At 62.5% G+C, this 26,617-nt stretch carries 30 protein-coding genes and 2 pseudogenes; 17 read left to right on the top strand and 15 right to left on the bottom strand.

The window, feature by feature from the left end:
- Window positions 1-4: 4 nt before the first annotated feature.
- A complete protein-coding gene (locus AC3CCE_RS12505) occupies window positions 5-1,117 on the bottom strand; it encodes a DNA cytosine methyltransferase (protein ID WP_352626624.1) in 1,113 nt (370 codons plus the stop codon).
- A 135-nt stretch (window positions 1,118-1,252) separates the two neighbouring features.
- On the opposite strand from AC3CCE_RS12505, the gene AC3CCE_RS12500 reads away from it, so the two are divergent.
- From AC3CCE_RS12500 to AC3CCE_RS12480, 5 genes are all read left to right on the top strand, one after another.
- Entirely contained in the window at window positions 1,253-2,677 is a 1,425-nt protein-coding gene (locus AC3CCE_RS12500; RefSeq protein WP_352626626.1) for an ATP-binding protein, read from the top strand.
- Window positions 2,674-3,678 (top strand): O-methyltransferase, encoded by a 1,005-nt coding sequence (locus AC3CCE_RS12495; RefSeq protein ID WP_352626628.1) that lies wholly within the window; start codon window positions 2,674-2,676, stop codon window positions 3,676-3,678. The genes AC3CCE_RS12500 and AC3CCE_RS12495 overlap by 4 nt, the downstream gene beginning before the upstream one ends.
- 182 nt (window positions 3,679-3,860) lie before the next feature.
- Complete coding sequence (locus AC3CCE_RS12490) at window positions 3,861-4,208, top strand: hypothetical protein (protein WP_027048718.1); 348 nt, start codon at window positions 3,861-3,863, stop codon at window positions 4,206-4,208.
- A gap of 335 nt (window positions 4,209-4,543) precedes the next feature.
- Window positions 4,544-5,176, top strand: a complete 633-nt coding sequence (locus AC3CCE_RS12485; protein WP_352626630.1) for a CDGSH iron-sulfur domain-containing protein — start codon at window positions 4,544-4,546, stop codon at window positions 5,174-5,176.
- 292 nt (window positions 5,177-5,468) lie between these two features.
- A complete protein-coding gene (locus AC3CCE_RS12480) occupies window positions 5,469-5,840 on the top strand; it encodes a hypothetical protein (protein ID WP_352626632.1) in 372 nt (123 codons plus the stop codon).
- A 195-nt stretch (window positions 5,841-6,035) separates the two neighbouring features.
- Here the strand turns inward: AC3CCE_RS12480 and AC3CCE_RS12475 are convergent, their stop codons facing one another.
- Window positions 6,036-6,356: a hypothetical protein gene (locus tag AC3CCE_RS12475; protein WP_023681249.1), complete on the bottom strand. Its 321-nt coding sequence runs from the start codon at window positions 6,354-6,356 to the stop codon at window positions 6,036-6,038.
- A 163-nt stretch (window positions 6,357-6,519) separates the two neighbouring features.
- On the opposite strand from AC3CCE_RS12475, the gene mbfA reads away from it, so the two are divergent.
- Entirely contained in the window at window positions 6,520-7,503 is a 984-nt protein-coding gene (mbfA, locus tag AC3CCE_RS12470) for an iron exporter MbfA (protein WP_352626634.1), read from the top strand.
- Window positions 7,504-7,665: 162 nt separating this feature from the next.
- On the opposite strand, the gene AC3CCE_RS12465 is transcribed toward mbfA, so the two are convergent.
- From AC3CCE_RS12465 to AC3CCE_RS12455, 3 genes and pseudogenes are all read right to left on the bottom strand, one after another.
- Complete coding sequence (locus AC3CCE_RS12465; RefSeq protein ID WP_352626636.1) at window positions 7,666-8,010, bottom strand: antibiotic biosynthesis monooxygenase family protein; 345 nt, start codon at window positions 8,008-8,010, stop codon at window positions 7,666-7,668.
- A pseudogene (locus AC3CCE_RS12460) lies at window positions 8,007-8,362 on the bottom strand (NIPSNAP family protein). Before AC3CCE_RS12460 ends, AC3CCE_RS12465 begins: the two are co-directional and overlap by 4 nt.
- 85 nt (window positions 8,363-8,447) lie before the next feature.
- The gene (locus AC3CCE_RS12455; protein WP_352520690.1) at window positions 8,448-8,651 is read right to left on the bottom strand and encodes a DUF1127 domain-containing protein; all 204 of its coding nucleotides are present in this window, start codon (window positions 8,649-8,651) and stop codon (window positions 8,448-8,450) included.
- Window positions 8,652-8,720: 69 nt separating this feature from the next.
- On the opposite strand from AC3CCE_RS12455, the gene AC3CCE_RS12450 reads away from it, so the two are divergent.
- On the top strand, window positions 8,721-9,440 hold the full coding sequence (locus AC3CCE_RS12450) for an ArsR/SmtB family transcription factor (protein ID WP_023752377.1): 720 nt from the start codon (window positions 8,721-8,723) through the stop codon (window positions 9,438-9,440).
- Between the two features lie 108 nt (window positions 9,441-9,548).
- Here AC3CCE_RS12450 and ligD read toward each other — a convergent pair whose 3' ends face one another.
- The gene (gene ligD / locus AC3CCE_RS12445) at window positions 9,549-12,059 is read right to left on the bottom strand and encodes a DNA ligase D (RefSeq protein WP_352626639.1); all 2,511 of its coding nucleotides are present in this window, start codon (window positions 12,057-12,059) and stop codon (window positions 9,549-9,551) included.
- An 11-nt stretch (window positions 12,060-12,070) separates the two neighbouring features.
- The gene (gene ku, locus AC3CCE_RS12440) at window positions 12,071-12,937 is read right to left on the bottom strand and encodes a non-homologous end joining protein Ku (RefSeq protein ID WP_023687543.1); all 867 of its coding nucleotides are present in this window, start codon (window positions 12,935-12,937) and stop codon (window positions 12,071-12,073) included.
- Between the two features lie 344 nt (window positions 12,938-13,281).
- Here ku and AC3CCE_RS12435 point away from each other — a divergent pair, with 344 nt between their 5' ends.
- The 3 genes from AC3CCE_RS12435 (at window position 13,282) to AC3CCE_RS12425 (ending at window position 14,354) form a co-directional block, all read left to right on the top strand.
- Window positions 13,282-13,431 (top strand): hypothetical protein, encoded by a 150-nt coding sequence (locus AC3CCE_RS12435; RefSeq protein ID WP_196813601.1) that lies wholly within the window; start codon window positions 13,282-13,284, stop codon window positions 13,429-13,431.
- Between the two features lie 179 nt (window positions 13,432-13,610).
- Window positions 13,611-14,036 carry a thiol-disulfide oxidoreductase DCC family protein gene (locus AC3CCE_RS12430; RefSeq protein WP_031199395.1) on the top strand — a complete coding sequence of 142 codons (426 nt, stop codon included), beginning with the start codon at window positions 13,611-13,613 and terminating at the stop codon, window positions 14,034-14,036.
- A gap of 63 nt (window positions 14,037-14,099) precedes the next feature.
- Window positions 14,100-14,354 (top strand): hypothetical protein, encoded by a 255-nt coding sequence (locus AC3CCE_RS12425; RefSeq protein ID WP_023744857.1) that lies wholly within the window; start codon window positions 14,100-14,102, stop codon window positions 14,352-14,354.
- Here AC3CCE_RS12425 and AC3CCE_RS12420 read toward each other — a convergent pair.
- The gene (locus tag AC3CCE_RS12420) at window positions 14,317-14,778 is read right to left on the bottom strand and encodes a RidA family protein (protein WP_023755312.1); all 462 of its coding nucleotides are present in this window, start codon (window positions 14,776-14,778) and stop codon (window positions 14,317-14,319) included. The genes AC3CCE_RS12425 and AC3CCE_RS12420 overlap by 38 nt on opposite strands.
- Before the next feature lie 235 nt (window positions 14,779-15,013).
- Between AC3CCE_RS12420 and AC3CCE_RS12415 the strand changes: the two genes are divergently transcribed.
- The gene (locus AC3CCE_RS12415; RefSeq protein WP_352626642.1) at window positions 15,014-15,382 is read left to right on the top strand and encodes a YciI family protein; all 369 of its coding nucleotides are present in this window, start codon (window positions 15,014-15,016) and stop codon (window positions 15,380-15,382) included.
- Between the two features lie 7 nt (window positions 15,383-15,389).
- Window positions 15,390-16,634 carry an RNA polymerase sigma factor gene (locus AC3CCE_RS12410; RefSeq protein WP_286489111.1) on the top strand — a complete coding sequence of 415 codons (1,245 nt, stop codon included), beginning with the start codon at window positions 15,390-15,392 and terminating at the stop codon, window positions 16,632-16,634.
- 9 nt (window positions 16,635-16,643) lie between these two features.
- Here the strand turns inward: AC3CCE_RS12410 and AC3CCE_RS12405 are convergent.
- The 3 genes and pseudogenes from AC3CCE_RS12405 to AC3CCE_RS12395 form a co-directional block, all read right to left on the bottom strand.
- Window positions 16,644-17,269: pseudogene (locus AC3CCE_RS12405) on the bottom strand (glutathione S-transferase family protein).
- Between the two features lie 200 nt (window positions 17,270-17,469).
- Window positions 17,470-18,444: a cysteine synthase A gene (gene cysK / locus AC3CCE_RS12400; RefSeq protein WP_023672045.1), complete on the bottom strand. Its 975-nt coding sequence runs from the start codon at window positions 18,442-18,444 to the stop codon at window positions 17,470-17,472.
- A 179-nt stretch (window positions 18,445-18,623) separates the two neighbouring features.
- Window positions 18,624-19,241, bottom strand: coding sequence for a LysE family translocator (locus AC3CCE_RS12395; protein WP_352510717.1), 618 nt, complete (start codon window positions 19,239-19,241; stop codon window positions 18,624-18,626).
- Between the two features lie 177 nt (window positions 19,242-19,418).
- Between AC3CCE_RS12395 and AC3CCE_RS12390 the strand changes: the two genes are divergently transcribed.
- Complete coding sequence (locus AC3CCE_RS12390; protein ID WP_352510718.1) at window positions 19,419-20,324, top strand: hypothetical protein; 906 nt, start codon at window positions 19,419-19,421, stop codon at window positions 20,322-20,324.
- Between the two features lie 24 nt (window positions 20,325-20,348).
- On the opposite strand, the gene AC3CCE_RS12385 is transcribed toward AC3CCE_RS12390, so the two are convergent.
- From AC3CCE_RS12385 to hrcA, 3 genes are all read right to left on the bottom strand, one after another.
- Window positions 20,349-21,698 carry a PQQ-dependent sugar dehydrogenase gene (locus AC3CCE_RS12385; RefSeq protein ID WP_352626645.1) on the bottom strand — a complete coding sequence of 450 codons (1,350 nt, stop codon included), beginning with the start codon at window positions 21,696-21,698 and terminating at the stop codon, window positions 20,349-20,351.
- A gap of 109 nt (window positions 21,699-21,807) precedes the next feature.
- The gene (locus AC3CCE_RS12380) at window positions 21,808-22,008 is read right to left on the bottom strand and encodes a hypothetical protein (RefSeq protein ID WP_023672050.1); all 201 of its coding nucleotides are present in this window, start codon (window positions 22,006-22,008) and stop codon (window positions 21,808-21,810) included.
- Window positions 22,009-22,044: 36 nt separating this feature from the next.
- Window positions 22,045-23,130 carry a heat-inducible transcriptional repressor HrcA gene (hrcA, locus tag AC3CCE_RS12375; RefSeq protein ID WP_023681233.1) on the bottom strand — a complete coding sequence of 362 codons (1,086 nt, stop codon included), beginning with the start codon at window positions 23,128-23,130 and terminating at the stop codon, window positions 22,045-22,047.
- Between the two features lie 156 nt (window positions 23,131-23,286).
- Between hrcA and rph the strand changes: the two genes are divergently transcribed.
- From rph to hemW, 4 genes are all read left to right on the top strand, one after another.
- Window positions 23,287-24,003 carry a ribonuclease PH gene (rph, locus tag AC3CCE_RS12370; protein ID WP_352626648.1) on the top strand — a complete coding sequence of 239 codons (717 nt, stop codon included), beginning with the start codon at window positions 23,287-23,289 and terminating at the stop codon, window positions 24,001-24,003.
- Between the two features lie 186 nt (window positions 24,004-24,189).
- Window positions 24,190-24,600, top strand: coding sequence for a VOC family protein (locus AC3CCE_RS12365; protein WP_352626650.1), 411 nt, complete (start codon window positions 24,190-24,192; stop codon window positions 24,598-24,600).
- Window positions 24,600-25,247: an RdgB/HAM1 family non-canonical purine NTP pyrophosphatase gene (gene rdgB, locus AC3CCE_RS12360; RefSeq protein WP_352626652.1), complete on the top strand. Its 648-nt coding sequence runs from the start codon at window positions 24,600-24,602 to the stop codon at window positions 25,245-25,247. The genes AC3CCE_RS12365 and rdgB overlap by 1 nt, the downstream gene beginning before the upstream one ends.
- Window positions 25,247-26,404: a radical SAM family heme chaperone HemW gene (gene hemW, locus AC3CCE_RS12355; protein ID WP_352626654.1), complete on the top strand. Its 1,158-nt coding sequence runs from the start codon at window positions 25,247-25,249 to the stop codon at window positions 26,402-26,404. The genes rdgB and hemW overlap by 1 nt, the downstream gene beginning before the upstream one ends.
- Before the next feature lie 24 nt (window positions 26,405-26,428).
- Here the strand turns inward: hemW and AC3CCE_RS12350 are convergent, their stop codons facing one another.
- A complete protein-coding gene (locus tag AC3CCE_RS12350; protein WP_023672058.1) occupies window positions 26,429-26,617 on the bottom strand; it encodes a hypothetical protein in 189 nt (62 codons plus the stop codon).

Below are 26,617 nucleotides of genomic sequence, written 5' to 3'. Positions count from 1 at the left end.
ATAGCTATGCAGCTCGAACAAATTTATCCAGACCCATCTTGGAGACAATGACCTTTAGAACTGCCTCTGCGAATGGGGGGGCGACGCTATTGCCGATCATTCGGTGGCTGTGCCACTTGGTGGGGTGGAACTGGAACCAATCCGGGAAACCCTGAATTCTCGCGGCCTCACGAACAGTTATAACCCTCGGTTCTTCCGGATGGACTGGGCGTGCTGCCTGAAAGGATCCCTTTTCACTGCCTGTGCCTGCCCGAAGCACATAGGCGGATCGCTCCCAAGAGAGCTTGGGATACTTGCTGATCTTGTCGCGTCTCCCGGCCTCAAGTTTTGCAAAACGTTCTTCAACAGCAACCGTGTGCACAGTTGGCTGGAAGCCGCTTATCAGTCCCTGAGCCAGTTTCTCGATGGCTAATTTCGATCCCAGCTGTTCGGGAGGTGGCCGCCGCATCCTCGTTCCATACTCTGTCGGCACAATTTTGGCTGGATAAGGCACCCACTCATCTTTTACAGTTGGTCCCGGCAAATCACCGATTGCGTCTCTTACAGTCGGCCTTAACCCCACCTTGGCAGCAACAAGGTCCGCTTTCGTCAAATGATCCATCTCGCTCGGATCGTAGCCGATGACCACAAGTCTTGGTCTAGATGTGGCCGCTCCGTAGTCGGCCGCATCCAAAATGAGCGGATCAAGTACCTTGTAGCTAGACGGAAGAATATCGAGCGCTCGATCAAGCGCGCCCCTATTTGTCTCTTCCATAAGCCCGGGAACATTCTCCATAAAGAAAAACCGAGGTCGCAGAGCGGCAACGTTCCTGAAGTAACTCAGCAACAATGCATTGCGGGGATCGTTCACTTTTCGCCTGCCCATTACGCTAAAGCCTTGGCACGGTGGTCCGCCCAAGATCGCCGTCAAGCGGTCGCTTCCCAAAAAATGAGCTAAACTCGCTGGGTCCAGCGTCAACAGATCTTCATTCAGAATTTTTGAATGCGGAAAATTTAGCGCGTAGGCGGACGACAAAGTTCGATCCACGTCGATCGAAACAGCGGGAAAAAGGCCTGCGTTCGCCGCCCCCAAGGAGAGGCCGCCACAGCCGCAAAAAAGATCAACTACCGTATTCAATCGAAACTCTCCGACTCTTACGGAATAGCCAATACCCGTAATCCTTGCGATCCACAATTTCCGATACAGCAAACAGCCGTCTGCTTGTCTATTAATGTATCCTGTTGCAATGATCGTCGAAACCGGGAGGGGAGAATGGCAATTCCGTCAGCCGCTAAAAACGGGGGGGGCACCGCGACATTGTACGGGGGACCAACCAAACGTTTTTTTGTATCCATGCTTACGCGAGATATCGATCTGGACGATGCGATTCTCGACCTGATTGACAACAGCGTGGACGGAGCCATGCGTAGTCAAAAGAAAGGTGGAACTGTCAAAACGCCATACACCGGCTTCAAAGCGCAATTGAAGATATCCAGGGGAACGTTCATCCTCGAAGATAACTGTGGAGGAATCCCGGACAATCGGATTGATGCGGCCTTTCGGCTGGGGCGACCTGAGACGCAACTCGATAGCGATATCCCAACCATAGGAATGTATGGAATTGGGATGAAGCGGGCGATCTTCAAAATGGGCCGCGAGGCGACTGTGGAATCGAGCTCCCTCGATGGATTTCGGAGAATCGCTTACACCAAGGCGTGGATGGATGATGAATCGACGGATACTGATCAGCAGTGGGATTTGCCGATCAGCAAAAGCGGGCCGAGGCCCAAAAAGGGGGTTAAAGTATCAGTCGATAGCCTCAGGCCGGAAGCGAGCAAAAGCTTTACGAACGAGTCGTTTGTAGAAGACCTGAAGACTAAGATCTCAAGGCATTTTGGTTACGTTATACTAAAGGGCTTTGCTATAGAGGTAAACGGCGCGACAGTCCCGCCTGATACCCTTCGGCTGTTCACGTCCAACAGCGGCAAATCAGGTATAAACCCGTTTGATTATAGCACTTATTTGAAGGGCGTAACGATAAGGGTCACAGTTGGATTTCACAGGCCGCTTCCTCGGTTGGAAGAGATAGAAAACGAGCAAGAGGCTCCTAGGACGCGGGAGGACTCGGGCATATCGGTTGTTTGCAATGATCGGGTCATACTACACAACGACACGACCTTTAGGACGGGTTGGGGTACAAGAACAGTACCAAAGTTCCACAATCAGTTTATGGCGATAAGCGGAGTCATGTCGTTTTTGAGCAACGATGCAAGTGCATTGCCGGTGTCTACCACGAAAACTGGTATCGAGATGGAATCGGAAGTGTACGATCATGCTGTTGACGTCTGCTCCAGCGCGATCAAGATATTTACCGCATTTACAAATAGGTGGAAGGGGCGCGTCGCTGACACTTCCAAGTTTTTCAGGGACGCAAAGAAAGTTGACGCTGTCGTTGACGTCAATCTTGCGCAGTCAAAAGTTGGAAAACGGAACTCAAAGACCGGCGCGATACAATATAAACCGGTTTTACCGGCTCCGCCGGCTGACGGCGAAGAGCGTCGGATATCTTTCTCGAGGAAGCGATCTGAAATAGAGATCGTTTCGCAATATTTGTTCAACGAAGTAAGAACGCCTTCGGACGTCGGCGAGGAGTGTTTCGAGCAGACTCTTGCTCACGCCAAGAGGGCGCAGTTATGATCGCCGACGATACGGAGGCGCGGCGGCTCCCGCCATTCCAGCTGCGGCCAAACAAGTTTGTCGACCGAATGATGTTCGTCGATTTGATCGGTTGTGCTGTTGGTGAGAGGGGCGCGAAGAATTACGCGTACATATCAATGGGTGCGACGTTTCTCCATGATCATCACTCGGTGTATCGCCGCATTGGTATCGAAAAGCTCTTTTCGTTTGGTCGCGACGCTGATGATATCAAAAGACAGATGTTCAATAGGCCGAATGATCGGATGATTTGTAGCCAGATGGATAGCAGTGATCTTCACATGCATCTTGATGAATTGCGTGACGGGGGAAGTGTTGTTATCTGGCTTGATTTCATGTCGTCAAAGGAGCGGCGCTCGCAGCTGCAGCAGGCAGAGCAGATTCTTTCTCGTTTGGATCCCGGAGATTTGTTTAGAATAACTCTCAATGCGGAATATCGAAAATTTGGAAAATACGACGAAAACGAGAAGAAGAAGTACCCAAACCTTGCTGCGATGGCGGCAGACAAACTCAAACGGCAGATCAAGGAGTACCTTCCATCAGTTCTTGAGTCCATAGAACCCAGGGACCTTGCTCCGTTGCTTGCTGGTGCCGTCAAGATGGCAGCAGAGCGAGCCCTGAAGCACAGGCCTGAGATAAAAATCGTACCGGTTCTGGCGACGAGTTACGCCGACGGTGACAGGATGCTGACCGTGACCTGCGCTGTCAGGGCGCGGACGGAAGGTCGATTGCCTGACGCATATAGAAATTGGAAACATATTTCAAAGGATTGGAACAAGATCCAGATGATAGATGTTCCAGATCTATCACTTCGAGAGAAATACTTCATTGACCGACGAATTAAACATTCTCCTGTACGAATTATGAGCAGTCTACCTTTTGGACCGTCCGATAACATTTTGGCGATGGATATGAAGGCGGCCGTCGAAAGCTATAGATTGCTTCACCGATACTATCCGACTTTCTATAATTTTGACAATTAGCGGGATCGCCATCGAGCTTGACCTGGTTGAATCCTGCCTCCGCGCTGATCCACCGCCCGGGGGCGAGCCACGGGTCTCGCCCCGCCCTTCGACCCCGCAATCGGAGAAGGCCAGCCATTCCGCATGTGGCGCTTCTCCCTTGACCGTGCGACCCTCGCATCTCCGATTCGGAAACCCCCATCATGCTCCGCCTCACCCTTGCCGCCCTCCTCATCGCCACGCCGGCGCATGCCGCCGATATGGCGTTCTTCGTCAAGAATTTGCGCAAGCAGGCTGTGGCTGTGGAGCTGTTCAGCCGTGATCGCAAGATGTCGTGGCCGGGCGGCGACCAGGTGTTTCTGATCGAGCCCAGCTCGCAGAAATCGGTGCCGATCTCGTGCAATCCGGGCGAGAACATCTGCTACGGCGCCTGGGTGAATGGCAACGATGCGATTTCGGCCGGCGTCGGGCCGGATAATGACCAGCCTTGCGATACGTGTTGTTTCATTTGCGTGGAGAAGACGACCGAGACGATCGATCTGGTGGAGTAGCGCCGGCGCCGAGGCTGCTGATCTCCCCCCTCGTGGGGGAGATGCCTGGCAAGGCAGAGGGGGGCGCTGTCCCGCCGAGCTATCCGTCGATAGCAAAACCTACTACCTCACGCGTTTCCAGATCGACCTAGGTGAGACGTCGGCGATCCTTCGCGCCCCCCTCTGTCCTGCCGGACATCTCCCCCACGAGGGGGGAGATCAGCAGTTTCGCCACCTTCGCCAATCATCCCAAATTCAGGCAGAGAGCGCCCTTCAAAGTCGGCCGCCTCCCGGCGAGCTTGACGCCCTTGCCGCCACCGCCCTAGCCTCTTGTCACCCACCACGAGGAGAGCTCCATGGCAGGCACGGTCGAAGGCGAGAAGATCGACGTTTCCTTCAACGGCAAGCGTTGCATCCATTCGCGCAATTGCGTGCTCGGCAGCCCGCATGTGTTCGTGCCCAATGCGCCCGGCGAGTGGATCCACCCCGAGGCGGCAAGCGTCGAGCAGGTCGTGACGCTGGCTGAAAACTGTCCGTCCGGCGCCATCGGCTATCTGAGGAAGGATGGCGGGCCGCAGGAGAAGCCGCCGGTGGTCAACACCGTGCGGCTGCGCGAGAACGGGCCGCTGGCCGTCCATGCCGAGATCGTGCTGGGGGACGAGAGCTTCTTTCGCGCCACGCTCTGCCGCTGCGGCGCCTCGCAGAACAAGCCGTTCTGCGACAACAGCCACATCAAGGCCGGCTTCACAGCCACCGGCGAGCCGCCGCTGAAGGACGCGCCGGCGACGCTGGACGCGCGCAACGGCAGGCTCGCCATAACGCCCACCACCAACGGGCCATTGAAGGTCGAAGGCAATGCCGAGATCGTCACCGGCACCGGCCACACGATCGACCGCACCACCCGCACCTTTCTCTGCCGCTGCGGCCACTCCGCCAACAAGCCGTTTTGCGACGGCGCCACAAGAGAGTGGGGTTTGTGGGGTAGGTGAGTGAGGCGCCGAAGCTGCTGATCTCCCCCCTTGAGGGGGAGATGTCGCCGAAGGCGACAGAGGGGGTCGCTGCGCGTGAAGCGCTGACCTCTATCTGCCGCGCAGAAAGTCGAGCCCGGTCGGACCGACCCCCTCTGGCCTGCCGGCCATCTCCCCCTCAAGGGGGGAGATTACGATCGCCCATCTCCGCCAATCTCCCCAAAATCAGTCAGAGACTGCCCTTCAATCTCAGCCGCCATCATGCGATGCTAACCCCCCTCGGCCGGGGGGCCGATTTGCCTCGGGGGTTTCAATGTCTTTCACCATCACGCGCCGCATCGTCGTTGCGCTCTCGCTTGCCGCGCTGTTTGCGCCGGCCGCTCACGCCGCCGACATCACCTTTGCCGTCAAGAACAGCCATCCCAACGCCATGCGCCTCGAGCTCTACAGCCAGGACCGCGACTATGTCTGGCCGGGCAACGACAAGGACTTTTATCTCGACGATGGCGAGACCAAGCAGATCCCGGTCTCGTGCAACGAAGGCGAGTCCATCTGCTACGGCGCCTGGGTCGACGGCGACGAGGGAACCTATTGGGGCGTCGGCCCCAACAACAAGGAAAAATGCGAGGATTGCTGCTACACCTGCAATGGCGGCGAGACGGAAGAGATTGAACTGGTGCCTTAGGGCGGGCGAAGCTGCTAATCTCCCCCCTCGAGGGGGAGATGTCGCCGAAGGCGACAGAGGGGGTCGCCGCGCGTGAAGCGCTAGCCCTCCATCTGCCGCGCAGGACGTCGAGCCCGGTCGGACCGACCCCCCTCTGCCTTGCCAGGCATCTCCCCCTCAAGGGGGGAGATCAGATGTCGCTTCGGCTTTCGCCTCTCACCCCAGCAACGCCCTCTGACGCTTCGGCCCGCCCGCCTTGCGCCAGGAGTTGAACCGGTGCGTCGCGGCGGCAAACGAGATCTTCATCTGCTGGGCGACCGAGTAGCGCGACTTGCCTTCGTCGAACAGGCGGTAGCAGCATTCGACGCCCTCCTCGGTCAGCTTGCCGTCGGGCGCCTTGTTGTGCGGATTGGCGGGGTCGAATTTTTCGACCTGCTGTTCGACCAGGCCTTTCAGCCGCTGCAAATCGGCCTCGATGCTGGCGATCAGATCGAGGACGGGTTTCGGATCGAAGTGGTCATGCGGCTTTGCCGTCATCTTGCTCATGCCTTTCGCTTGCGTGTCGCGACAATATAGGTGAACATTTGCCGATAATGAAGGGCGCGTTGCAATCCGGCGCTTCAACATTTCTTGACCGGTGATTGACCGCGGAGATTGCAGCGCCTAGTTTAGAATTGTTCTAAACTGGGGTGAATTTCTCATGCTTTCCCGTGTCTTCGGTTTCGGCCGCCGTCCTTTCGAAACGCTGTCGGAACAGGAGATCCTGGCCCTGGCAATTTCATCCGAAGAGGATGACGGGCGCATCTACCGCGCCTATGCCGACGGGCTGGCGGACAGTTTTCCGCAATCGGCGAAAGTGTTCGAGGCGATGGCGGCGGAGGAAGACGGCCATCGCGACGCGCTGATCGAGCTCCACCGCAAGCGTTTCGGCGAGCGCATTCCACTGCTGCGCCGCGAGCACGTGAAAGGCTATTACGAGCGCAAGCCCGACTGGCTGGTGCGGCCGCTGGGCATCGAGCATGTGCGGCGCCAAGCCGAAGAGATGGAGCGGCAAGCCTATCGCTTCTATGTCGAAGCGGCCAAGCGCACCAGCGACGCCTCGACCCGAAAACTGCTCAACGACCTCGCAGCGGCGGAGCAAAGCCATGAGAATTCGGCGCATCGGCTGGAGCAGAAACTTGTGCCGGGCGAGGTGAAGGACGAGGAGGCAAGCGCCGAGCAGCGCCAGTTCATCCTGACCTATGTGCAGCCGGGGCTGGCCGGGCTGATGGACGGCTCGGTGTCGACGCTGGCGCCGATCTTTGCCGCCGCGTTCGCAACCCATGACACCTGGCAGACGCTGCTGGTCGGCCTTGCCGCCTCGATCGGCGCCGGCATTTCGATGGGTTTTACGGAGGTCGCTTCCGACGACGGCAAGCTGTCGGGCCGCGGCTCGCCGATCAAGCGCGGCCTGACTGTCGGCATCATGACGACGCTGGGCGGCCTCGGCCACGCGCTGCCTTACATCATCCCGCATTTCTGGACGGCGACGGCGGTGGCGGCCGTGGTGGTGTTCTTCGAATTGTGGGCGATCGCCTTCGTGCAGAACCGCTACATGCAAACCCCGTTCCTGCGCGCGGCGTTTCAGGTGGTGCTGGGCGGGGCGCTGGTGTTTGCGGCCGGGGTGCTGATCGGGAATGCGTAGCTCCTCTCCTTCCCCCCTTGTGGGGGAAGGTGGCCTCGCGAAGCGAGGTCGGATGAGGGGTGTTCCAGAAAACACCAACGCCTCACTCCGCTGGAACACCCCTCATCCGTCTCGGCGCTATCGCGCCGATCCACCTTCTCCCACAAGGGGAGAAGGGGAGCCTCACCCATTCACCGCCCTGCTATCCCTAGGCGCCTCATCCCGCTCCGTCAGCCCATAATCCCGCACCACATTCGCAATCCGCAACCGATAGCCGGCAAATATTCCGCCGCGACCGGCCTGCTGTGCCTGCCGGTGCTCTTCCGTGTTGCGCCAGGCTTTCACCGCTTCCTCATCGCGCCAGAAGGACAGCGACAGGACGCGGTTGGGGTCGACGAGGCTCTGAAAGCGCTCGATCGAGATGAAGCCGTCTATGCCGTCGAGCAGCGGCCGCAGGTTGGCGGCGATGCCGAGATAGGCATCGCGCTTTCCCTCAGCCGGTTGCACCTCGAAGATGACAGCGATCATGCTTCCTCCTTGACCGCGGTCTGGAACAGCTGCCGCGGTCCATGCGGCCCCGACACCAGCTTCAGGAAGATGCGGTCTTCTTTCAAGATGAACTTTTCGCGGCGGGCGAATTCGTAGTTGGCCTTGCCCGCCGGATCGGCGGCGAGCCGGGCTCGGTAGGCTTCGTAAGCGGCCAGGCTGTCGATGTTGTAGGCGGCGTAGGCGGTGGTGGCCGAGCCCTCGTGCGGTGCGTAGTAGCCGATCAAATCGGCGCCGCAGCGCGGGATCGCCTGGCCCCAGGCCTTGGCATATTGCTCGAACGCCGCCTTGCGAACGGGTCGATCTCATAGCGGATGAAGCAGGTGATGGTCATCGTGATCTCCTTGGGTTTCGCATCGATAGTTCGAGCGGCATCGAAACGTTGTGCCGCAGGGTCTGCTAAGCAAAAGCGCTGGCGGTCAGGCCTGCCAGAAGGATTTTGCGCATTCGCGGCGCACATCCTCACGGGTCAGGCCGAGATCGCGCAGCAGATGGTCGTTGACCTCCGCGAGGTCTAGCCGCTGCAGATGGCGGTCGTACCAGCGGGCGAGAAGCCGCCGTTGCAGCCAGGTGACGAACGGGAACGGCCGGCGGCTGGCGAGTGGGGCGGAAGCGGTTGGCATCGGCGTTCTCCTTGATCCCGCCCGACAATAATGCTTATCTGACGAGAATGCTTCGATGGAGGCCTAACTATGCGTGAAGGACCCGACATTGCCCGCATCGCCAGCCTGGTCGGCGATCCGGCGCGGGCAAACATGCTGAATGCGCTGATGGGCGGCACGGCTTTGACGGCGAGCGAACTGGCGCTGGAGGCCGGCGTGTCGCTGCCGACGGCGTCCTCGCATCTGTCGAAACTGATGGAGGGCGGGCTTTTAACTTTGGCCAGCCAGGGCCGGCATCGCTATTACGGCCTCGCAGGGCCGCAGGTGGCCGGCATGATCGAGGCGATCACCGGGGTGGCCGAAGCGGTCGGCCCCAAGCGGGTGCGGCCCGGCCCGCGCGACGGCGCCATGCGCGTCGCCCGTGTCTGCTACGACCACCTCGCCGGCGAACATGCGGTGGCGATGCTCGACCGCCTCGTCGCGCGCGGCATCCTGTTGCGCGACGACAATGAGATCAGGCTCGGGGAGATCCGGCCGGGGCAGATCCGGCCGGGGGAGATCAGGCTCGGGCCGTCGGCAGCATCGCATTTTTCCGCCATCGGCATCGATGTCGGCGCCAAGCCGCGCCGGCCGGTCTGCCGAGCCTGTCTCGACTGGAGCGTGCGCCGCTCGCACCTCGCGGGAACGCTCGGCGCGGCTATTCTGGACAAGATCCTGTCGGAGAAATGGGCAAGGCGGGAGAAGGACAGCCGCGCGGTGGTGTTTTCACCGCCGGGGAAGCAGGCGTTCGAGCGGGTGTTTTTGGGTTAGTTTGCAGGCACTAATTGGGCGACGCTGGCGGTACAGCACCCCCCTCTGTCCTGCCGGACAGAGGGGGGTGTGACGGAACGCTTGCGTAGCAGGTGAGGCGCGCGACGCTCACCCCCGCTTCAGCACCTTCCCCTGCTTGAAAAAGTCCACCCACGGATCGGCCTCCGCTAGTTCCTTCAGCGTCGTCTTGCCCCCGATCGGGAAGGAATTCGGCGCCAACCCTTTTTCGACCTCCGCCCAGGTCACCGGGATCGACACCGTCGCGCCCTTCTTGGCGCGGGAAGAGTAGGGCGCGACCGTGGTCGAGCCCCTGCCGTTGCGCAGATAGTCGACGAAGATTTTTCCGGTGCGCGCCTTTTTCGACAGCGTCGCCGTATAGCGGTCGGGCGCGGCCTGCTCCAGCGCCTTGGCGAAATCATGGGAGAAGGTTTTGACTTCCTCCCAATCCGCCGAGGGTTTCAGCGGCACCAGCACGTGATAGCCTTTGCCGCCTGACGGCTTGACGAAGTTCGGCAGCGACAGGTCGTCAAGCTTGCCTCTGATGTCGAGTGCGGCCTCGCGCACCGCCTTGACGTCTACGCCTTCGTCGGGATCGAGATCGAAGATGATCTGATCCGGCTTTTCCAGCTCCTCGATCTTACAGCCCCAGATGTGGACCTCGACCACGCCATACTGGACCAAGGCGGCAAGGCCGTCGAAATCGCGGATGAACAGGATTTCCTCGCCATCGGTCGGATCCTTCATCCGGGCGATCTTGTCGCTCATGCCGGCCGAGGCATGTTTCTGGAAGAAGCGCGGACCGCCGATGCCGTCCGGCGCCCTGACCAGGCTGAGCGGCCGGTTGACGACGAACTGCTCCATGCGCGGCCAGACCAGCGCATAGTGCTCAAGCAAAGCCTGCTTGGATATTTTTTCCTCGGGCCACAGCAGCTTGTCGGGATGGGATAGTTTTACGCTGGTCGTGATCGTCGCGGGCGCCTTAGCCCCGGCGGCCTTGCCGGCGCTGCTTGCCGCCGGCTTTGCCTTGTTCGCCGCCTTCGATGCCTTTTCCTGCACGACTTCCTCCGCCGGCTTGTCCTCGCGCAGTCCCTGGAACGACGCGTGGCGTATTATACGGTCCGACGTCCAGCTGCGGAACTCCACTTCGCCGACAAGTTCGGGCCTGACCCAGACCAGGCCCTTGCCCTTCGGCACGGCGGCGGCAAAGGGCGAGGCGTCTGCCTTCAGCGCATCGAGTTTTTTCTTCAGATCGGTGGCGCTCCTGGCTGTGAAGCCCGTGCCGACGCGGCCGGCATAGTGGAGCTTGCCGCCCTCGTGGTAGCCGACCAGCAGCGAGCGCAGGCCGCGGCCGGTCTTGTCCGAGGGCAGATACCCGCCGATGACGAATTCCTGGCGGGCCGTGCATTTCGACTTCACCCAGCTTGGGCCACGGCCGCTGCGGTAGGGCGCATCGGCGCGCTTGGAGACGATGCCTTCAAGGCCCATGCGGCAGGCGTGCTGCAGCATGATCTTGCCGGGCTCGGCGAAATGGTCGCTGAAGCGGACGGCGGCATTTTCGGCCGTCTCGCCGAGCAGCTCCTGCAGCGCCTGCTTGCGCTCGACCAGCGGCTCGCGGCGCAAATCCTTGCCGTCAAGCCGCATCAGGTCGAACACATAGTAGGTGAAGCGGTTGGTTCGATTGGCGGAGAGATCCTGCTGCAGCAGCGAGAAGGACGAAACGCCGCTGTCGGCGAGCACAACGATCTCGCCATCGATGATGGCGTCGCTGCATTTCAGCTGGGCTAGTTCCGCGACGATCTCGGGGCCGAATTTCTCCGTCCAGTCGAGGCCGGTGCGGGTCAGCAGCCGCACCTCCGTGCCGGCGATCTGCGCCTGCATGCGGTACCCGTCGAACTTCACCTCATGCAGCCAGTCCTCGCCGGGCGGCGCCTCGCGCTCCAGCGTCGCCAGCTGCGGCTCGACGAAGTCGAGGCGCTTGCCGGCTTTCGCCTTGCTGGATGCCGCGGGCTTGTTGGAGTGCCAGACCTTCGGCTTCTTGCCGTCGGCGGTCTTGCCTTCCGCGACCTCTTCGATGGTCAGGCCGGACTTCACCGATTTCGGTGCGTCCTTCAGGATATCCTCGCCGGGGCGGGCGGCGGCATCGTCGGATTTGATCAGCAGCCAGTTGTCGCGCTTTTCGCCAGGGCGGGGTCTTAACCTGACCAGATGCCACCGCCCATTCAGCTTCTGGCCGTTGAGTTCGAAGTCGATATGGCCCTTCTTCATCGCCTTGGCGGGGTCGATCTCTGGCGTCCATGTGCCTTCGTCCCAGACGATGACGGTGCCGCCGCCATACTCGCCCTTGGGAATGGTGCCCTCGAAGCCGGCATAGTCGATCGGGTGGTCCTCGACATGCACGGCCAGCCGCTTTTCGTGCGGGTCGAGGCTCGGGCCTCGCGTCACCGCCCAGCTCCACAACACGCCCTCATGCTCGAGGCGGAAATCATAGTGCAGCCTGGTCGCGTCGTGCTTCTGGACGACGAAGATGCCGCCGGGCTGCTTGCCGCGCGCGACCTTGCCCCCCGGCTCGGCCGTCTTCTTGAAATCGCGCTTGGACTGATATTGTTCGAGGCTGGCCACGGCGCCGACCCTCAAGCCGACTTGCGCTTGGGCGCAGAAGCTTTCGCCTTGCCGCTTTTTGCCGCCGGCTTGGCCTTCTTCGCCGAGACTTCCGCCTGGCCGCCATCGGACAGGCTCTTCTTCAGCGCGTCGAACAGATTGACGACATTGGACGGCTTGGGCGCGGCCTGCGCTTTCGGAGCCTTCTTTCCGGCCTTCTTGGCGCGGATCAGTTCGAGCAGCGCGTCCTCAAACTTGTCCTCGAATGTCGACGGATCGAACTTCCCCTTCTTCTTGTCGATGATGCGTTCGGCCATATCGGTCATCTCCTGGTCGGTCTTCACCGCCTTGATGTCGCCGAAGATGCTCTCCGGCTCCCGCACCGTGTTGCCGTAGCGCAAGGTGGTCAGCACCATGCCTTTGCCGCGCGGCTCGATGACCACGGGCCGCTCGCGGCTATAGAGCACGACGCGCGCCAGCCCGGCCATCTTCTTGTCCGCCATGGCATCGCGGATGACGGCAAAGGCCTCCTCCGACACCTTGTCGGCGGGCGTGACATAATAGGGCGTGTCGAGATAGATCTGCTCTATCGAGGCTTTGTCGACGAAGCCATCCAGCGCCATCGTGTGCGAGGACTCGATCTGCACCGCTTCGATCTCTTCGTCCTCGACATAGACGAACTCACCGGGGCTCACCTCATAGCCCCTGATCTCGTCGCCATCGCCCAGCGGCTTGCCGGTTTCAGAATCGACATAGATGCGCTTGACCGTGTTGCCGGTCTTGCGGTTGAGCACCCGGAACGAAACTTTTTCGGCGTGGGTGACGACGTTGGTCAGTTCGACAGCGCAGGTGACCAGCGACAGTTTCAGATAGCCCTTCCAGGCGGGGCGAGGTGCCATGGCGAACTCCTGCGCGATGCGGTTCAAGCGAGAACGGGCAAGGCCCGTTCCGGTTCCGGGCGCGCAGCCAGGGGCATTTCGGCAGCGAGCATGGAAATTTCGAGAGGCTCGCCAAATCTGAAACAGAACCGCGCTCAAGCGACATCCATACGAAACATATGTGATGCAAAAGTCACAATGCCGGAAATGGCGACGAACCACACCGAAAGACCCCCAAACAGCCGCATTCCGGCCACGAAGCATGGGGTTTTCGACCAAAGATTAACATCGTGTTCACCGACTATTCACGCCTCGACGCTATGATCCCCGCAATCGGACGGGACATCCGAAATCGGGACAGGGACTTGAGTAAAATGAAATTCTGGGGCCACATCGCCGGCTATGCCGCCGCCATCCGTGAGTTCATCGCGCCGACCTATCGGCCGGAGCGCTACTACATGCGCGGCCCGGGTCCGGCCTGCGCCCGTCGCGGCAGCTCGCTCGGCGCGCATTGATCATGACATTCGAAACGCGTCACGACAGCCGGATCTGCAGACCGGAGGCCGATCCCCGCGCAACCACCTATCGCGCCGAGCGCCCCGCGCTGGCCGCGAGAAGCCGTGCGACAACGCCGCGGCTTTGATCCCGCTGCCGGCGGGCTTAGTGTCTGAAGACACAAGCTGCCGGACGTCCCGTGACTTCTTCTCCTGAACCCTTCGATGCCAGCCAACCATTGATCGTTTTCGACGGCGTCTGCGTGCTGTGCTCGGGCTTCGTACGCACGGTGGTCGGGCTCGACCGCAAAAACCGCTTCCGCTTCGCCACGGCGCAGTCGCCCTTCGGCGAGGCGCTGTTCCAGAGATACGGGCTGCGCACCGACAGCTACGAGACCAATCTGGTCCTTGTCGGCGGCGCTCCCTTCATGCGGCTGGACAGTTTCATCGCGGTGATGGCCGAACTCGGCTGGCCGTGGCGGGCGGCGAAGGCCCTGCTGCTCATCCCGCGCCCCTTGCGTGACTGGCTCTACGAACGCATCGCCAAAAACCGCTACGCCATGTTCGGCCGCAAGGACAGTTGCGAGATCCTGTCCGCCGCGATACGTGCGCGCGTGATCGGCTAATCGCCTGTCACCCAAAAGTGACCTCGGTTCCGGGAAAACGACATACGCAAAAAGAGCGGCGCCATGAGGCTTCTGGTCGTTGGCGGCTATGGCATTTTCGGCGGCCGCATCGTGCAATTGCTGGAGAGCGAGCCACGCCTGATCCTGCTCGTCGCCGGGCGCTCACTGGCCAAAGCCGAGGCCTGGTGCAAAACCCGCACCGGCGCGGCGCCGCCGCTCGTGCCGACGCGCTTCGATCGCAACGGCGACGTCGCGCAAGGCCGGCCTGTTCGTTCGCGCCTCAGTCCGGCAGCGCCGCGACGGCGACGATCTCGATGACGATGTCTGCCTGGGCAAGCGCTGCGACGCCGATTACCTCCGAAGGCGGCGGATTGTTGTCGCTGCAATGCTTCGGACAATGCTCGGCGAAAAGCGCGTCCAGCACGTCGAGACGAAAATTAGGCGAGCTGAGGACGCCGCCGTCGGGAAATGGCCCTTTGACGAAAAAGGTCAGCCTGATGAGATGGTCGAGCCCGCTGCCAAGTTCTTCCAGATCCGATTTGATGTTGCCGAGAACTTCCCGCCACTGCGCCGCGGCATCGCCGGCGAAGCCGCCACCCTTCTTGCCGGCCGGATCGTAGTCAGCCGATGTCGCGGTGTTGCCGCAGAGATAGACGGTGCCTTTCGCACCGCTGACGACCGTGCCTTTGCCCCATGGCATCAACCGGCCGTTCTTGAATTTCTTGTGGGTCACGAGTTCCATTCTCTTCTCCCACGCCTCGTGTGACGTGCCCGCCAACGACAGAGGATAGTGCTGTGCGGAGCCACGGCCAGTCCGCTGCCGGTCATCCGCCAGCAGACGAAGGAACATCTGGTCCTTGCGAAATCTCCTGGCGGAGGCGAAAGTTTTTTCTGAAGCCTGTCGAAATCGGCCGCCGCCGCGCGACATACGTCTGGCCCCGCTAGGACGCGGCCTTCGAAACCACGGGAGAAGACCCATGCGATACATGCTTTTGATCAACAGCGACGAAGCCGCGCAGGCGAACACGCCAATCGAGAAGGCTCAGCAGATGAGCGCAGCATATGCCGCCTATACCGAAGCGTTGAAGAAATCCGGCGCATGGCTCGCCGGCGAACGGTTGCGCCCGACCCAGGCGACCACCTCGGTGCGGATCACAGACGGCAAGACCAACGTGATCGACGGCCCCTATGCCGACACCAAGGAGCAGCTTGCCGGCTTCTACATGATCGAGGCGGCCGATATCGATACCGCCATCGAGTGGGCGGCGCGCTGTCCGGCGGCGAGCGCCGGCACGGTCGAGTTGCGGCCGATCTGGGAAATGGCCGACCACATGCCCAAGAAATGAAACCGTGATGGACAATCGCCCGGAGATCGCGCGGGCGGCGGCCGAAGCGGCCGCCCGGCAGAGTTACGGCAAGCTGGTCGCCTGGCTAGCGGCGCGCACCCGCGACGTGGCCGGCGCCGAGGACGCGCTGGCCGAGGCCTTCGCCGCGGCGCTGGAGCGCTGGCCACAGACCGGCGTGCCCGACAAGCCGGAAGCATGGCTGCTGGCCGTGGCGCGCCGGCGGCGCGTCGACGCGGTGCGCCGTCGGCTGACCAGCGAGGCGAGCCGCGACCATCTCAAGCTGATGGCCGAGGAGATGGAGGCGAGCATGGAAGACGAAGACCTTCCCGACGAACGTCTCAGGCTGATGTTTGCCTGTGCGCATCCGGCGATCGAAGCCAGCGTGCGGGCGCCGCTGATCCTGCAGACGGTTCTGGGTTTCGACGCGGCGACGATCGCCTCGGCCTTCCTGGTTTCGCCGGCGACGATGGGCCAGCGTCTGGTGCGCGCCAAGAGCCGCATCCGCGAGATCGGCATTCCGTTCCGCGTGCCGGATCGCGCCGAACTCGGCGAGCGGCTGGGAACGGTGCTGGAAGCGATCTACGCGGCTTTCGCCGAAGGCTGGACCGACCCGGCAGGGACCGAGACGAGAGCGCGCAATCTGGCGACCGAAGGCATCTGGCTCGGGCGGCTGGTGGCATCGCTGATGCCGGACGAACCGGAAGCGCTCGGCCTGCTGGCGCTGATGCTGTTTGCCGAGGCGCGCCGCCCGGCGCGGCGCGATGCGGCTGGAGATTATGTGCCGCTCGCCGAACAGGATTGCCGTCTTTGGGATCACGCGCTGATCGACGAAGCCGAGGCGCTGCTGGGCCACGCCGCCACCATGGGCGTCATCGGCCGCTACCAGCTCGAAGCGGCGGTACAATCGGTGCATGCGACGCGGCGACGGACCGGCCAAACCGATTGGGCGGCGATCCGTAACTTCTACGATGCGCTGTCGGCGATATCAGGCTCGCCGGTGATTTCGATCAACCGCGCCGTGGCGATTGCCGAGGCCGAAGGGGCGGCGGCAGGACTGGCGGCGCTCTACGTGCTGGGCGACGACAAGCGGCTCAACGACTATCAGCCCTATTGGGCCGCTCGCGCCGGCCTGCTGGCCAGGCTCGGCAATGCGGCGCAAGCGGTCGAAGCCTATGACCGGGCGATCGGCCTTGAACGCGACCCCGCCGTGCGCCGCTTCCTGCAGGCGAAACGGGCGATCCTGCGAAATTGAAGCGTCCGTTCAGGCCGGCCACATCTCATGCGTGGTGTTGAGCCGTTTCATCAGCGGATGCGCGCGCAGCGCCGACCATAAGCGTTCGATGTTCGGCCAGTCGGCTCGCGCCTTGTCCATATCGGGGTGCCAGGCCACCAGCATGACGAGGTAGACGTCGGCCAGCGACATCGCGTCGCCGACAGCCAGCCGCGCCCCTCGAGGGCTGCATCGACAATGGCGAAGCCGCGGTCCATCTCGGCAATGGCTGCCTGCTTGACGGCTTTCTTGCCGTCGGCATCGGTGGTGTAGCGATGGGCATAGTAGAGGCGCAGGATGGCGGGGTAGAGCACCGATGACATGAACGCCATCCAGCGCAGGAAACCGGCGCGATCCGGCGATCCGGCGGCCGGCGCCAGACCCGCCTCCGGATGGCGCTCGGCAAGCAGGATGCAGATCGCCGCCGATTCGGTTATCGATTGACCGTTGGGCAAGGTCAGCACCGGAACCTGGTTCAACGGGCTGATGTCGAGGAAAGCCGGGTCCGGCGGATCCTTCTTCGGCACGTCGATCTGGTCGAATTGCGCGTTTGCCAGCGCCAATGCGGCCTCGACGACAAAACCGCCGCTGCCTGGGCGCGTGTAAAGCTTGTACATGTGATTCTCCCCCTGCCCGCGCGAAGCAGGCCGGGGCGATTTGACCCTGAAGCCGCCTCCCGCTCAAGCCGGTGGCGGACGCCACGGCCGGGTTTTCTGCGGTCCAGCCATGAGACTTCCGATGTCGGAGGGACAGCACCCCCCGATGCCCGGCAGGGCAGAGGGGGGTGCGAAGGATCGCCGCCTATCCAGTTAAGACGTTAAGCCCCCAGCCCGTCGAACAGGATCGTCGACAGATAGCGCTCGGCGAAGGACGGGATGATCACCACTAGGTTCTTGCCCTTGTTCTCCGGCCGCGACCCGACGGCGATGGCGGCCTGCAGGGCAGCGCCCGACGAGATGCCGACCGGCACGCCTTCAAGGCGGGCGACGAGGCGGGCGTTGGCGACCGAATCCTCGTTGGAGACCTTGACGATCTCGTCATAGATCGAGGTGTCGAGGATCTTGGGCGCAAAGCCGGCGCCGATGCCCTGGATCTTGTGCGGGCCGGGCTGGCCGCCCGACAGCACCGGCGAGGCCTCCGGCTCGACGGCGACGACATGCACCGAGGGCTTGCGTTGCTTCAGCACCTGGCCGACGCCGGTGATCGTGCCGCCGGTACCGATGCCGGCGACGAAGATGTCGACCCCGCCATCGGTGTCGTTCCAGATCTCCTCAGCGGTGGTGCGGCGGTGGATCTCCGGGTTGGCCGGGTTTTCGAACTGCTGCGGGATGACGGCGTCGGGCAAGGTGGCGGCCAGCTCGTCCGCCTTGGCGATGGCGCCCTTCATGCCTTTCGGCCCTTCCGTCAGCACCAGTTCGGCGCCGAGCAGCGCCAGCATCTTGCGGCGCTCCACCGACATGGTTTCGGGCATGGTCAGGATCAGCTTGTAGCCCTTGGCGGCAGCGGCGAAGGCGAGCGCGATGCCGGTATTGCCCGAGGTCGGCTCGATCAGCGTCGTCTTGCCGGGTTTGATCCGGCCCGACGCTTCCAGCGCCTCGATCATCGAAACGCCGATGCGGTCCTTGACCGAGGCGATCGGATTGAAGAATTCGAGCTTGGCAAGAAGGTTGGCAACGACGCCCTTCTCCTTGGCGAACTTGTCGAGCCGCACCAGCGGCGTGTCGCCGATCGTCTCGGTGATCGAGTTGTAGACACGGCCGCGGCCGGGCACGCGCGCGGAAGGCTTGTTCATTGGTTTCGCTCCCAAATCAGATCAGGCAATTGGCGTCGGCGGACAGAATAGGGCTTTCGCCCGCGCAAGATAGGCTGCCGGCCGAAAATATCGAGTGGGCCGCTTGCTGAAAACGCTTGTCCCCTCAAGCCGCATTTTCCGGATGGACCGATCGGCGGAATGGATGGGCCTGAACCGATCTACTGACGTGCGGCAATGGCAGCGGCCGCGCCCACCATGAAGCCGGCGGCGGTGCGGTTCAGCGCCCTCATCGCGCGTGGCGATTTCAGGAACCAGCGCGCCTTGGCGGCCAGCGCAAGATATGGCACCAGCACCACGAAGAGCACAATGACGGTGAGCGCGACCAGGATGCCGTAGTCGGCGAGCGTGATGGTCTTCAGGTCGACGATGGTCGGCGTGATGGCGAGGTAGAAGATCATCGTTTTCGGGTTGCCCAGCGTGACGGTGAGGCCGGCAAGGAAGCTCGATACCAGGCCGCCCTTGCCTTTCCTGGCCTCGACAGTCTCGGGCGTGATCCCGGCCGTCCAGAAACGCCAGCCGAGGAAGGCGAGATAGGAGACGCCCAGCCATTTGATGGCGAGAAACACCATGCCGAAGCTTTGCGCGACAAAGGCAAGGCCGAGCACCACCGCGGTGAGATAAATGAGGTCGCCGAGCATCAGGCCGAACGACATCGCCAGCGATGAGCGGAAGCCGGATCCGAGCGCCCGCGCCACAAGCGCGGTGACGCCGGGCCCGGGAATGGCGGCGGCGATGCCCAGCGCAGCACTATAGGCAAGGAAGCCGGTGAGGGTCATGACGGTCGCACCTCGTGAAACGACTCTGATGCCATGAAAGCCTGCAACGGCAAAACGGATTCGATTGCGCCAAGCAGGACATGAAAGCCGGTCATCCTCGCCTGAAAGCGAGAGATGGTTCACTTACGCCCCGAAGGCGGTCGGCTATCTCGCATGGTCCGAACGGCAGGAGCACCCATGTTAGCCAAAAGACTTCACATCCAGCTCATGAAGTGGATGCCCAACAACTATTCCGAAGCACGCGGTCACGTCCACGAGCTGGAATGGTATCTGTGGTTCGAGGGGCGTCAGGCTTTCAGCCTGTTCGACAAGGGCGATAGCGATGTCGTTCCGCAGACTGGATATTTTACCGACAGCCGGAACCCTGGCGCCTACCCCGTTCGTCCGATGATCTATCCGCTGGTCGTCAACAACCGCTTCAAGGTGCGGCTGGTGGCGATCGAGCGTGACGGACCGCAAAAGATAGACCCCGACGACACCGCCAAAGGCGAATTCTACATCGACCTCGACACCAAATATCCGCCGGTCTCGGACTGGCGCATCATTGCTGCCGATCCGCGCAATACCGACCTCAACGTGGAAGCGTCGTTCCAGCTGCAATGGTTGGATTATGTCGATACCGCCGAGATTGCCGAGGATGGCCCGCCACGCATCATCGACAAGTCCAATTATCCCTATCCCTGGGGCGCCAATGTGATGGTGTTCGAGCACTGGCTCGGGCTTGGCCGCAAGGCGCCGCTCAAACTCATCGACCCGAACCGCGCATCGCGCCGCGAATACTGGATGATCAATGGCAATGCGGCCCGGCGCATGGTGCAGGACCTCTATCGCTTCCACATCAACCAACTGGGCGTCGCCAACGACACCATCAGCAGTGTTTACGTGCCGAAGCTCAATGCCGGCCACGTCACGGTGACGCTTTACGAGCACGATTTCAGCGACAGCCGCTTCGCGCAAGGGGCGAAGAAGTCCTTCGGCTCGGTCGGGCTCTTCAATCTCAGGGATACCGGTTTCGATGACCGCGTCTCATCGGCCGAGGTGATCCATACCTATCCCAAGGTGATCCATCGGGACGTGCATTAGGGCCGGATTGCGCTGTTCGCCGGCTCAGGATGGGCCATCGACATGGGTGATGCGCCAGATGGTGCCGTTGCCATCCTCGGTGACGATAAGCGCGCCGTCCCTGGCCACCGCGACGCCGACCGGCCGGCCCCAGACGGCGTCGTCGGAGAGGACGAAGCCGGTGATGAAATCCTGGTACTCGCCGGTCGGCTTGCCGTCGCTGAATCTCAGCCGCACCACCTTGTAGCCGGTCCTCATACCACGGTTCCAGGAGCCGTGCAGGGCGACGAAGGCGTCACCCTTGTACTCTGCCGGGAAATTGCCGCCGTCATAGAAGGCGATGTTGAGCGGCGCCGAATGCGCCTGCATCAGCACGTCGGGCACGGTGACCGAGCCGGCGAGGTCTGGGCGCGCGCCCTCGTGACGCGGGTCCTCGTTGGCGCCGAAATAATACCAGGGCCAGCCATAGAAGGCGCCGTCCTTGACTGAGGTGGCATATTCGAACGGCACATCGTCGCCGAGACCGTCGCGCTCGTTGACGACACACCACAGCGCGCCGGTGGCCGGCTGCACGGTCATGCCCGAGCAATTGCGCAGGCCGGTAGCGAGGATGCGGCCATTCTTGCCGTCGGGGCCGAAGGCCAGCACGTCGGCACGGCCATCCTCGGAACCCCAGGTGGCGCCGAGTGGCTGTGATTTTGCCCAGGCGTCAAGGCCGCCCTTCGGTGCCTTCTGCATGCCCTCCGCGACGTTCGATACGGAGCCGACCGAGAGATACAGCGTCTTCCCGTCCGGCGAGAAGGCGATATCGCGGGTCCAGTGGCCGCCGGTAGGGATGTCGGAGACAATCGTCTCCGGTTCGCCGGAGGCTTTAAGGTCGCCGTCGCGATAGGCGTAGCGGACCACGCTGTCGTTGTTCGCGACATAGACCCATTGCGGCTTGTCGCCAGGCGGGTAGAAGGCGATGCCATAGGGCTGGTTGAGATTGTCGGCAAAAATGCCCTCTTCGGCCGGCTTCGCGCTACCCTTGGCCAGCCGATAGACGCGGATCTGGTTGGCGTCACTGTCGGCGACGAACAGGTCGCCGTTCGGCGCCACGCGCACGACCCGCGGATTGGAAATGCCGGAAGCAACCAGTTCGGCCGAAAACCCAGGCAGCAGGACGGGCTTCGCGCCCTCGGGTCGATCGCCAAGGCCGGCGCTGTTGGAGGCGGATCCGGTGATGTTGGGCTTTTGCAGATCATCCGGCTTGATCAGCCGGCGCACACCTGGCTTGTCGGCCGTCCAGTCGCCGAAAGCGTCTTTGCCGGTCAGCAGCGGTTGATCGGCCTCCTGGGCGAAGGCGCTGGTGGCCAGAAGCAGGGCAAGCCCTGCCAAGCCGGCAATCCGGATCATGCTGTTCTCCTCGAACTCGCGCCGGTCGGCGCGTCATGCACAAGGGAGATATTGTGCGGCCGCCGCAAAAGAGAAGCGTGCGCGCGCGCAGATTCGACGAGAGAACCGCTCAACTTTCCTCTTCGACGTCGAGATCGTCGTCGAGACGCTTTTCCAATGCGACGAGATCTTCCGGCAGCGGCAAGCCCATGGCGCGCATTTCGCGCAGTTTTTCGCGCAGCTGCTCCTGGATTTCGTGCTCGTCCTCCGGCTGGTTGACCATTTCTTCGAGCAGCATGCTGATCTGGGCCTTGAACGATTCAAGCGCCATTCTGCGCCCTCCTTTACGGTGATCCCGGCTTCGGAATTATCTTAACATCCGGGTAATCAATTGGGCCGTGTAGTCGACCATCGGCACGATGCGGGCATAATTCAGCCTGGTCGGGCCGATGACACCGAGCGCGCCGACGACGCGGGCGTCCTTGTCGCGGTAGGGCGCCACGACCAGCGACGAGCCGGACAGCGAAAACAGCTTGTTTTCAGAGCCGATGAAGATCCGCACGCCGGGGCCGTCCTCGGCGAGGTCGAGCAGCTGGATCAGCCCGTCCTGCGTCTCCAGATCCTCGAACAGGTGGCGCAGCAATTCGATATCGGCCTGGGCGGTGACGTTTTCGAGCAAATTGGCGCGGCCGCGCACGATAAGGCGCGCCGGCAGGCCGCTATCGGCGCCGGCCCACACCGCCAGGCCTTTCTCGACCAGGTCCTGCGACAGCGTGTCCAGCGCTGCCCGGGTCTCGTCCTTGATGCGGGCGATCTCGATGCGCGCCTCGGCGAGCGTGCGGCCCCTGATATGGGCGTTGAGGAAGTTGGAGGCCTCGTGCAGCTGCGAGACGGTGATGCCGGCCGGCAGGTCGACGACGCGGTTCTCGACATCGCCATTCTGCGACACCATCACCGCCAGCGCCTTGGTCGGCTCGAGCTGGATGAACTCGATGTGCTTCAGCGCCACCTCGTTCTTGGTGGCGAGCACCAGGCCGGCGCCGCGCGACATGCCCGACAGCATCTGGCTGGCCTCGGTCAGCATGTGTTCCAGCGTCGCGCCCGAGCCGGAGGCGCGCACCTGCGCCTCGATGACCCGGCGTTCCTCGTCGGAGAGATCGCCAAGCTCCATGAAGGCATCGACGAAGAAGCGCAGGCCGGTCTGGGTCGGCAGGCGCCCGGCCGAGATGTGCGGGGCATAGATCAGGCCGAGATGTTCGAGGTCGCTCATCACATTGCGGATGGTGGCCGGCGACAGCGACGACGGCAGGATGCGCGACAGGCTGCGCGATCCCACAGGCTCACCGTCCTTCAAATAGGATTCGACGATGCGCCTAAAAATGTCGCGCGAACGCATGTCGAGCGATTGCAGCGCGGGCGCCAGCAGACTGGGTTCGGTGACTGCCTTGGTCATTCGAGCCAAAAACCTCCGGCTCAAGGATATAGACTTCCATCGCCCCCGCGCAACCCGGCGTCTGTGCCAGATCGCCCGGCCTTTTCCTTTGCGCCATGGGCTGCATGCGTCTACAAGCCGCCGACGCAACCCTAAAAAGAACAGAAAGAGGCCTCGATGCGCCCTTCCAAACGCCAAGCCGACGAAATGCGCGCCATCTCCTTCGAGCGCGGCGTGTCCAAACACGCCGAAGGCTCGTGCCTGGTGAAATTCGGCGACACGCATGTGTTGTGCACGGCAAGCCTGGAGGAAAAGGTGCCAGGCTGGATGCGCAATTCCGGCAAGGGCTGGGTGACGGGGGAATACGGCATGCTGCCGCGTTCGACCGGCGAGCGCATGCGCCGTGAAGCCTCGGCCGGCAAGCAAGGCGGCCGCACGCTGGAAATCCAGCGGCTGATCGGCCGCTCCTTGCGCGCCGTTGTCGACCTGCAGGCGCTGGGCGAACAGCAGATCACCGTCGACTGCGACGTCATCCAGGCCGATGGCGGCACCCGCACGGCCTCGATCACCGGCGGCTGGGTGGCGCTCTACGATTGCCTGCGCTGGATGGAAGCGCGGCAGATGGCCAGTGTTGCCAAGGTGCTGAAGGACCATGTCGCGGCAATTTCCTGCGGCATCCATGACGGCCAGCCGGTCATCGACCTCGACTATATCGAGGATTCATCTGCCGGCACCGACGCCAATTTCGTCATGACCGGCAAGGGCGGCATCGTCGAGATCCAGGGCACCGCCGAGGGCGAGCCTTTCTCGGAAGGGCAGTTCGCGGAGCTGATGGGCCTTGCCAAGAAGGGCATTCAGCGGCTGGTGAGCTTGCAGCAGATGGCTGTGGCCTGACTTTACTGCGATGACGTGGGCGATCCTTCACACCCCCCTCTGGCCTGCCGGCCATCTCCCCCGCAAGGGGGGAGATCAGAGGTCGCTACCGTTTTCGCCAACCATCAACGTTGAGACGCCGCCAGCGGAACTGCCAATCTCCCCCCTTGCGGGGGAGATGCCCGGCAGGGCAGAGGGGGGCGCCTCGTGACGCCCTCCGCTATTCTTGAGTCAGCGCTTTACGTCACGGATCTCGCCGCTGCCGAAGCCTTCTACTCCAATGTCCTCGGCCTCCCTCTCCTCGGCAAGGTCGACGGCCGCCATCTCTTCTTCCGCTGCGGCCCGGGCGTACTGCTCATCTTCAACGCCGAAGCCACCAAAATCCCGCCGGCGCCGGATGCGCGGCTGAAAGTGCCGCCGCATGGCACGGTCGGGCAGGGCCATCTCTGCTTTGCCGCAAGTGCGGATGAACTCGCGCGCTGGAAGGCGCAGCTTGAGGCGAAAAACATCGCTATCGAAAGCGAATTCGAATGGCCGCAGGGCGGGCGTTCGATCTACATACGCGACCCCTCGGGCAATTCGATCGAATTCGCCGAGCCAAGGATCTGGGGCCTTTGATGCATTCTCTCGATGGAAAGAAGATCGTCGTTGCCAGCCACAATGAAGGCAAGCTGCGCGAATTCGCCGATTTGATGGGTCCGTTCGGCTTCGAGGCGAAGTCGGCCAAGGACTACGGCCTGCCGGAACCGGAGGAGACCGGCACCACCTTCGAGGAAAACGCCTACATCAAGGCCTTCGCCGCGGCTAAGGCGACCGGCCTGCCGGCGCTGTCGGACGATTCGGGCCTGTGCGTCGACGCGCTCGACGGCGCTCCCGGCGTCTACACCGCCAATTGGGCCGAAGCTCCCGACGGCAGCCGCGACTTCGGCATGGCCATGCAGCGCACCGAAGTGGCCTTGCAGGAGGTCGGCGCCGCCGAGCCAGCGCAGCGCAAGGGGCGGTTCGTCGCCGTCATCTGCTTGGCCTTCCCCGATGGCGAGGCTGAATATTATCGCGGCGAGGCTGAGGGAACGCTGGTGTGGCCGCCGCGCGGCGAACTGGGCTTTGGCTACGACCCGGTGTTTTTGCCCGACGGTTTCGACAAGACGTTCGGCGAGATGAGCGCTGAGGAAAAGCATGGCTGGAAGCCCGGCCAGGCAACGGCGCTTTCGCACCGCGCCCGCGCCTTCCAGAAATTCGCCCGCGCCAGGTTAGGCTCAGCCTGATGTCGCTGGACCGCAGCCCGGGGTTCGGCGTCTATATCCACTGGCCGTTCTGCGCGGCCAAATGCCCGTATTGCGACTTCAACAGCCATGTCCGCCACCAGCCGGTCGACCAGGAGCGCTTTGCCCGCGCCTTCGAGACCGAGCTGAAGACGATGCGCGAGCGGACCGGGGCGCGCGAAGTGACCAGCATCTTTCTCGGCGGCGGCACACCGTCGCTGATGCAGCCGCAAACGGTGGCGGCGGTGCTGGACGCCGTGGCGAAGAACTGGACGGTGCCCGACGGCATCGAGGTGACGCTGGAAGCCAATCCATCTTCGGTAGAGGCCGAGCGCTTTCGCGGCTACCGCGCGGCCGGCGTCAACCGCGTGTCGCTCGGCGTGCAGGCGCTGAACGACAAGGATCTGCGCTTCCTCGGCCGGCTGCACAATGTCGACGAGGCGCTGCATGCAATTGGCCTGGCACGGGACATATTCCCAAGACTCTCCTTCGACCTGATCTACGCCCGCCCCGGCCAGACGCTGGACGACTGGCAGGCGGAGCTCGAACAGGCGATCGGCCATGCCGCCGACCATCTGTCGCTCTACCAGCTGACCATCGAGGAAGGCACGCCGTTCCATGCGCTGCATGCGGCGCACAAGTTTACCGTTCCCGACAATGATCGGGCCGCCGATCTCTATGCGCTGACTCAGGAGGTCACCGCGGCGCATGGCCTGCCGGCCTATGAGATTTCCAACCACGCCAGGCCGGGCGCCGAGAGCCGGCACAATCTGACCTATTGGCGGTATGGCGAATATGTCGGCGTCGGACCGGGCGCGCATGGCCGCTTTATCGAGAACGGCCACCGTGTTGTGACGATCGCCGAGCGGATGCCGGAGACCTGGGCCAATCTGGTGGAGGCCAGGGGCCATGGCGTCACCGGCGGCGAGATCCTGACGCGCTCCGAAGAGGCCGACGAGTTCCTGCTGATGGGGCTGAGGTTGGCCGAAGGCATCGACCTTTCCCGCTACGAGGCGTTTTCCGGGCGCGGCCTGTCGAGCGCCCGGCTGACCGTGCTGCAGGATGAGGGGCTGGTGGCGCCGATCGGCAATGCCAGGCTACGCGCCACGCCAGCCGGCATGATCGTGCTCGATGCCGTGGTGGCGGATTTGGCGCGATAACGCCTTTGAAAAACGTGCTCTTCGTCAAGCGTCGTGCTTGAAGCGGCGCTTGCCGCGGTGTTTCTCGGCATGCGCCTCTCCGGTCCGGGCCGGCTTGGCGTCGCTCTTGTCCCGGCGGACGCTGTTCTGGTCGTTCATCGGATGCGGCGGCGCGCCTTCGCGGGCGCTCTTCGTTTCAAGACGGGTGATGAAGATATCGAAACGATTGGGCAT

Source organism: Mesorhizobium sp. P160187 (assembly GCF_057766425.1).
The sequence above is the reverse complement of the archived record's forward strand: the minus strand, read 5'-3'. Positions and strand labels throughout refer to the sequence as shown.

What these genes read in the sequence shown, in the direction of transcription:
- AC3CCE_RS12380 (WP_023672050.1), bottom strand. Translation starts at nt 22,008, where the DNA reads ATGGCGCTTGAATCGTTCAAGGCCCAGATCAGCATGCTGCTCGAAGAA.
- hemW (WP_352626654.1), top strand. Translation starts at nt 25,247, where the DNA reads ATGTCGCTGGACCGCAGCCCGGGGTTCGGCGTCTATATCCACTGGCCG.
- AC3CCE_RS12390 (WP_352510718.1), top strand. Translation starts at nt 19,419, where the DNA reads ATGTTAGCCAAAAGACTTCACATCCAGCTCATGAAGTGGATGCCCAAC.
- AC3CCE_RS12350 (WP_023672058.1), bottom strand. Translation starts at nt 26,617, where the DNA reads ATGCCCAATCGTTTCGATATCTTCATCACCCGTCTTGAAACGAAGAGC.
- AC3CCE_RS12395 (WP_352510717.1), bottom strand. Translation starts at nt 19,241, where the DNA reads ATGACCCTCACCGGCTTCCTTGCCTATAGTGCTGCGCTGGGCATCGCC.
- AC3CCE_RS12465 (WP_352626636.1), bottom strand. Translation starts at nt 8,010, where the DNA reads ATGATCGCTGTCATCTTCGAGGTGCAACCGGCTGAGGGAAAGCGCGAT.
- hrcA (WP_023681233.1), bottom strand. Translation starts at nt 23,130, where the DNA reads ATGACCAAGGCAGTCACCGAACCCAGTCTGCTGGCGCCCGCGCTGCAA.
- AC3CCE_RS12455 (WP_352520690.1), bottom strand. Translation starts at nt 8,651, where the DNA reads ATGCCAACCGCTTCCGCCCCACTCGCCAGCCGCCGGCCGTTCCCGTTC.
- AC3CCE_RS12490 (WP_027048718.1), top strand. Translation starts at nt 3,861, where the DNA reads ATGCTCCGCCTCACCCTTGCCGCCCTCCTCATCGCCACGCCGGCGCAT.
- mbfA (WP_352626634.1), top strand. Translation starts at nt 6,520, where the DNA reads ATGCTTTCCCGTGTCTTCGGTTTCGGCCGCCGTCCTTTCGAAACGCTG.
- AC3CCE_RS12485 (WP_352626630.1), top strand. Translation starts at nt 4,544, where the DNA reads ATGGCAGGCACGGTCGAAGGCGAGAAGATCGACGTTTCCTTCAACGGC.
- rph (WP_352626648.1), top strand. Translation starts at nt 23,287, where the DNA reads ATGCGCCCTTCCAAACGCCAAGCCGACGAAATGCGCGCCATCTCCTTC.
- AC3CCE_RS12385 (WP_352626645.1), bottom strand. Translation starts at nt 21,698, where the DNA reads ATGATCCGGATTGCCGGCTTGGCAGGGCTTGCCCTGCTTCTGGCCACC.
- AC3CCE_RS12495 (WP_352626628.1), top strand. Translation starts at nt 2,674, where the DNA reads ATGATCGCCGACGATACGGAGGCGCGGCGGCTCCCGCCATTCCAGCTG.
- AC3CCE_RS12450 (WP_023752377.1), top strand. Translation starts at nt 8,721, where the DNA reads ATGCGTGAAGGACCCGACATTGCCCGCATCGCCAGCCTGGTCGGCGAT.
- AC3CCE_RS12475 (WP_023681249.1), bottom strand. Translation starts at nt 6,356, where the DNA reads ATGACGGCAAAGCCGCATGACCACTTCGATCCGAAACCCGTCCTCGAT.
- AC3CCE_RS12425 (WP_023744857.1), top strand. Translation starts at nt 14,100, where the DNA reads ATGAGGCTTCTGGTCGTTGGCGGCTATGGCATTTTCGGCGGCCGCATC.
- ku (WP_023687543.1), bottom strand. Translation starts at nt 12,937, where the DNA reads ATGGCACCTCGCCCCGCCTGGAAGGGCTATCTGAAACTGTCGCTGGTC.
- AC3CCE_RS12410 (WP_286489111.1), top strand. Translation starts at nt 15,390, where the DNA reads ATGGACAATCGCCCGGAGATCGCGCGGGCGGCGGCCGAAGCGGCCGCC.
- rdgB (WP_352626652.1), top strand. Translation starts at nt 24,600, where the DNA reads ATGCATTCTCTCGATGGAAAGAAGATCGTCGTTGCCAGCCACAATGAA.
- AC3CCE_RS12420 (WP_023755312.1), bottom strand. Translation starts at nt 14,778, where the DNA reads ATGGAACTCGTGACCCACAAGAAATTCAAGAACGGCCGGTTGATGCCA.
- AC3CCE_RS12500 (WP_352626626.1), top strand. Translation starts at nt 1,253, where the DNA reads ATGGCAATTCCGTCAGCCGCTAAAAACGGGGGGGGCACCGCGACATTG.
- cysK (WP_023672045.1), bottom strand. Translation starts at nt 18,444, where the DNA reads ATGAACAAGCCTTCCGCGCGCGTGCCCGGCCGCGGCCGTGTCTACAAC.
- AC3CCE_RS12415 (WP_352626642.1), top strand. Translation starts at nt 15,014, where the DNA reads ATGCGATACATGCTTTTGATCAACAGCGACGAAGCCGCGCAGGCGAAC.
- AC3CCE_RS12480 (WP_352626632.1), top strand. Translation starts at nt 5,469, where the DNA reads ATGTCTTTCACCATCACGCGCCGCATCGTCGTTGCGCTCTCGCTTGCC.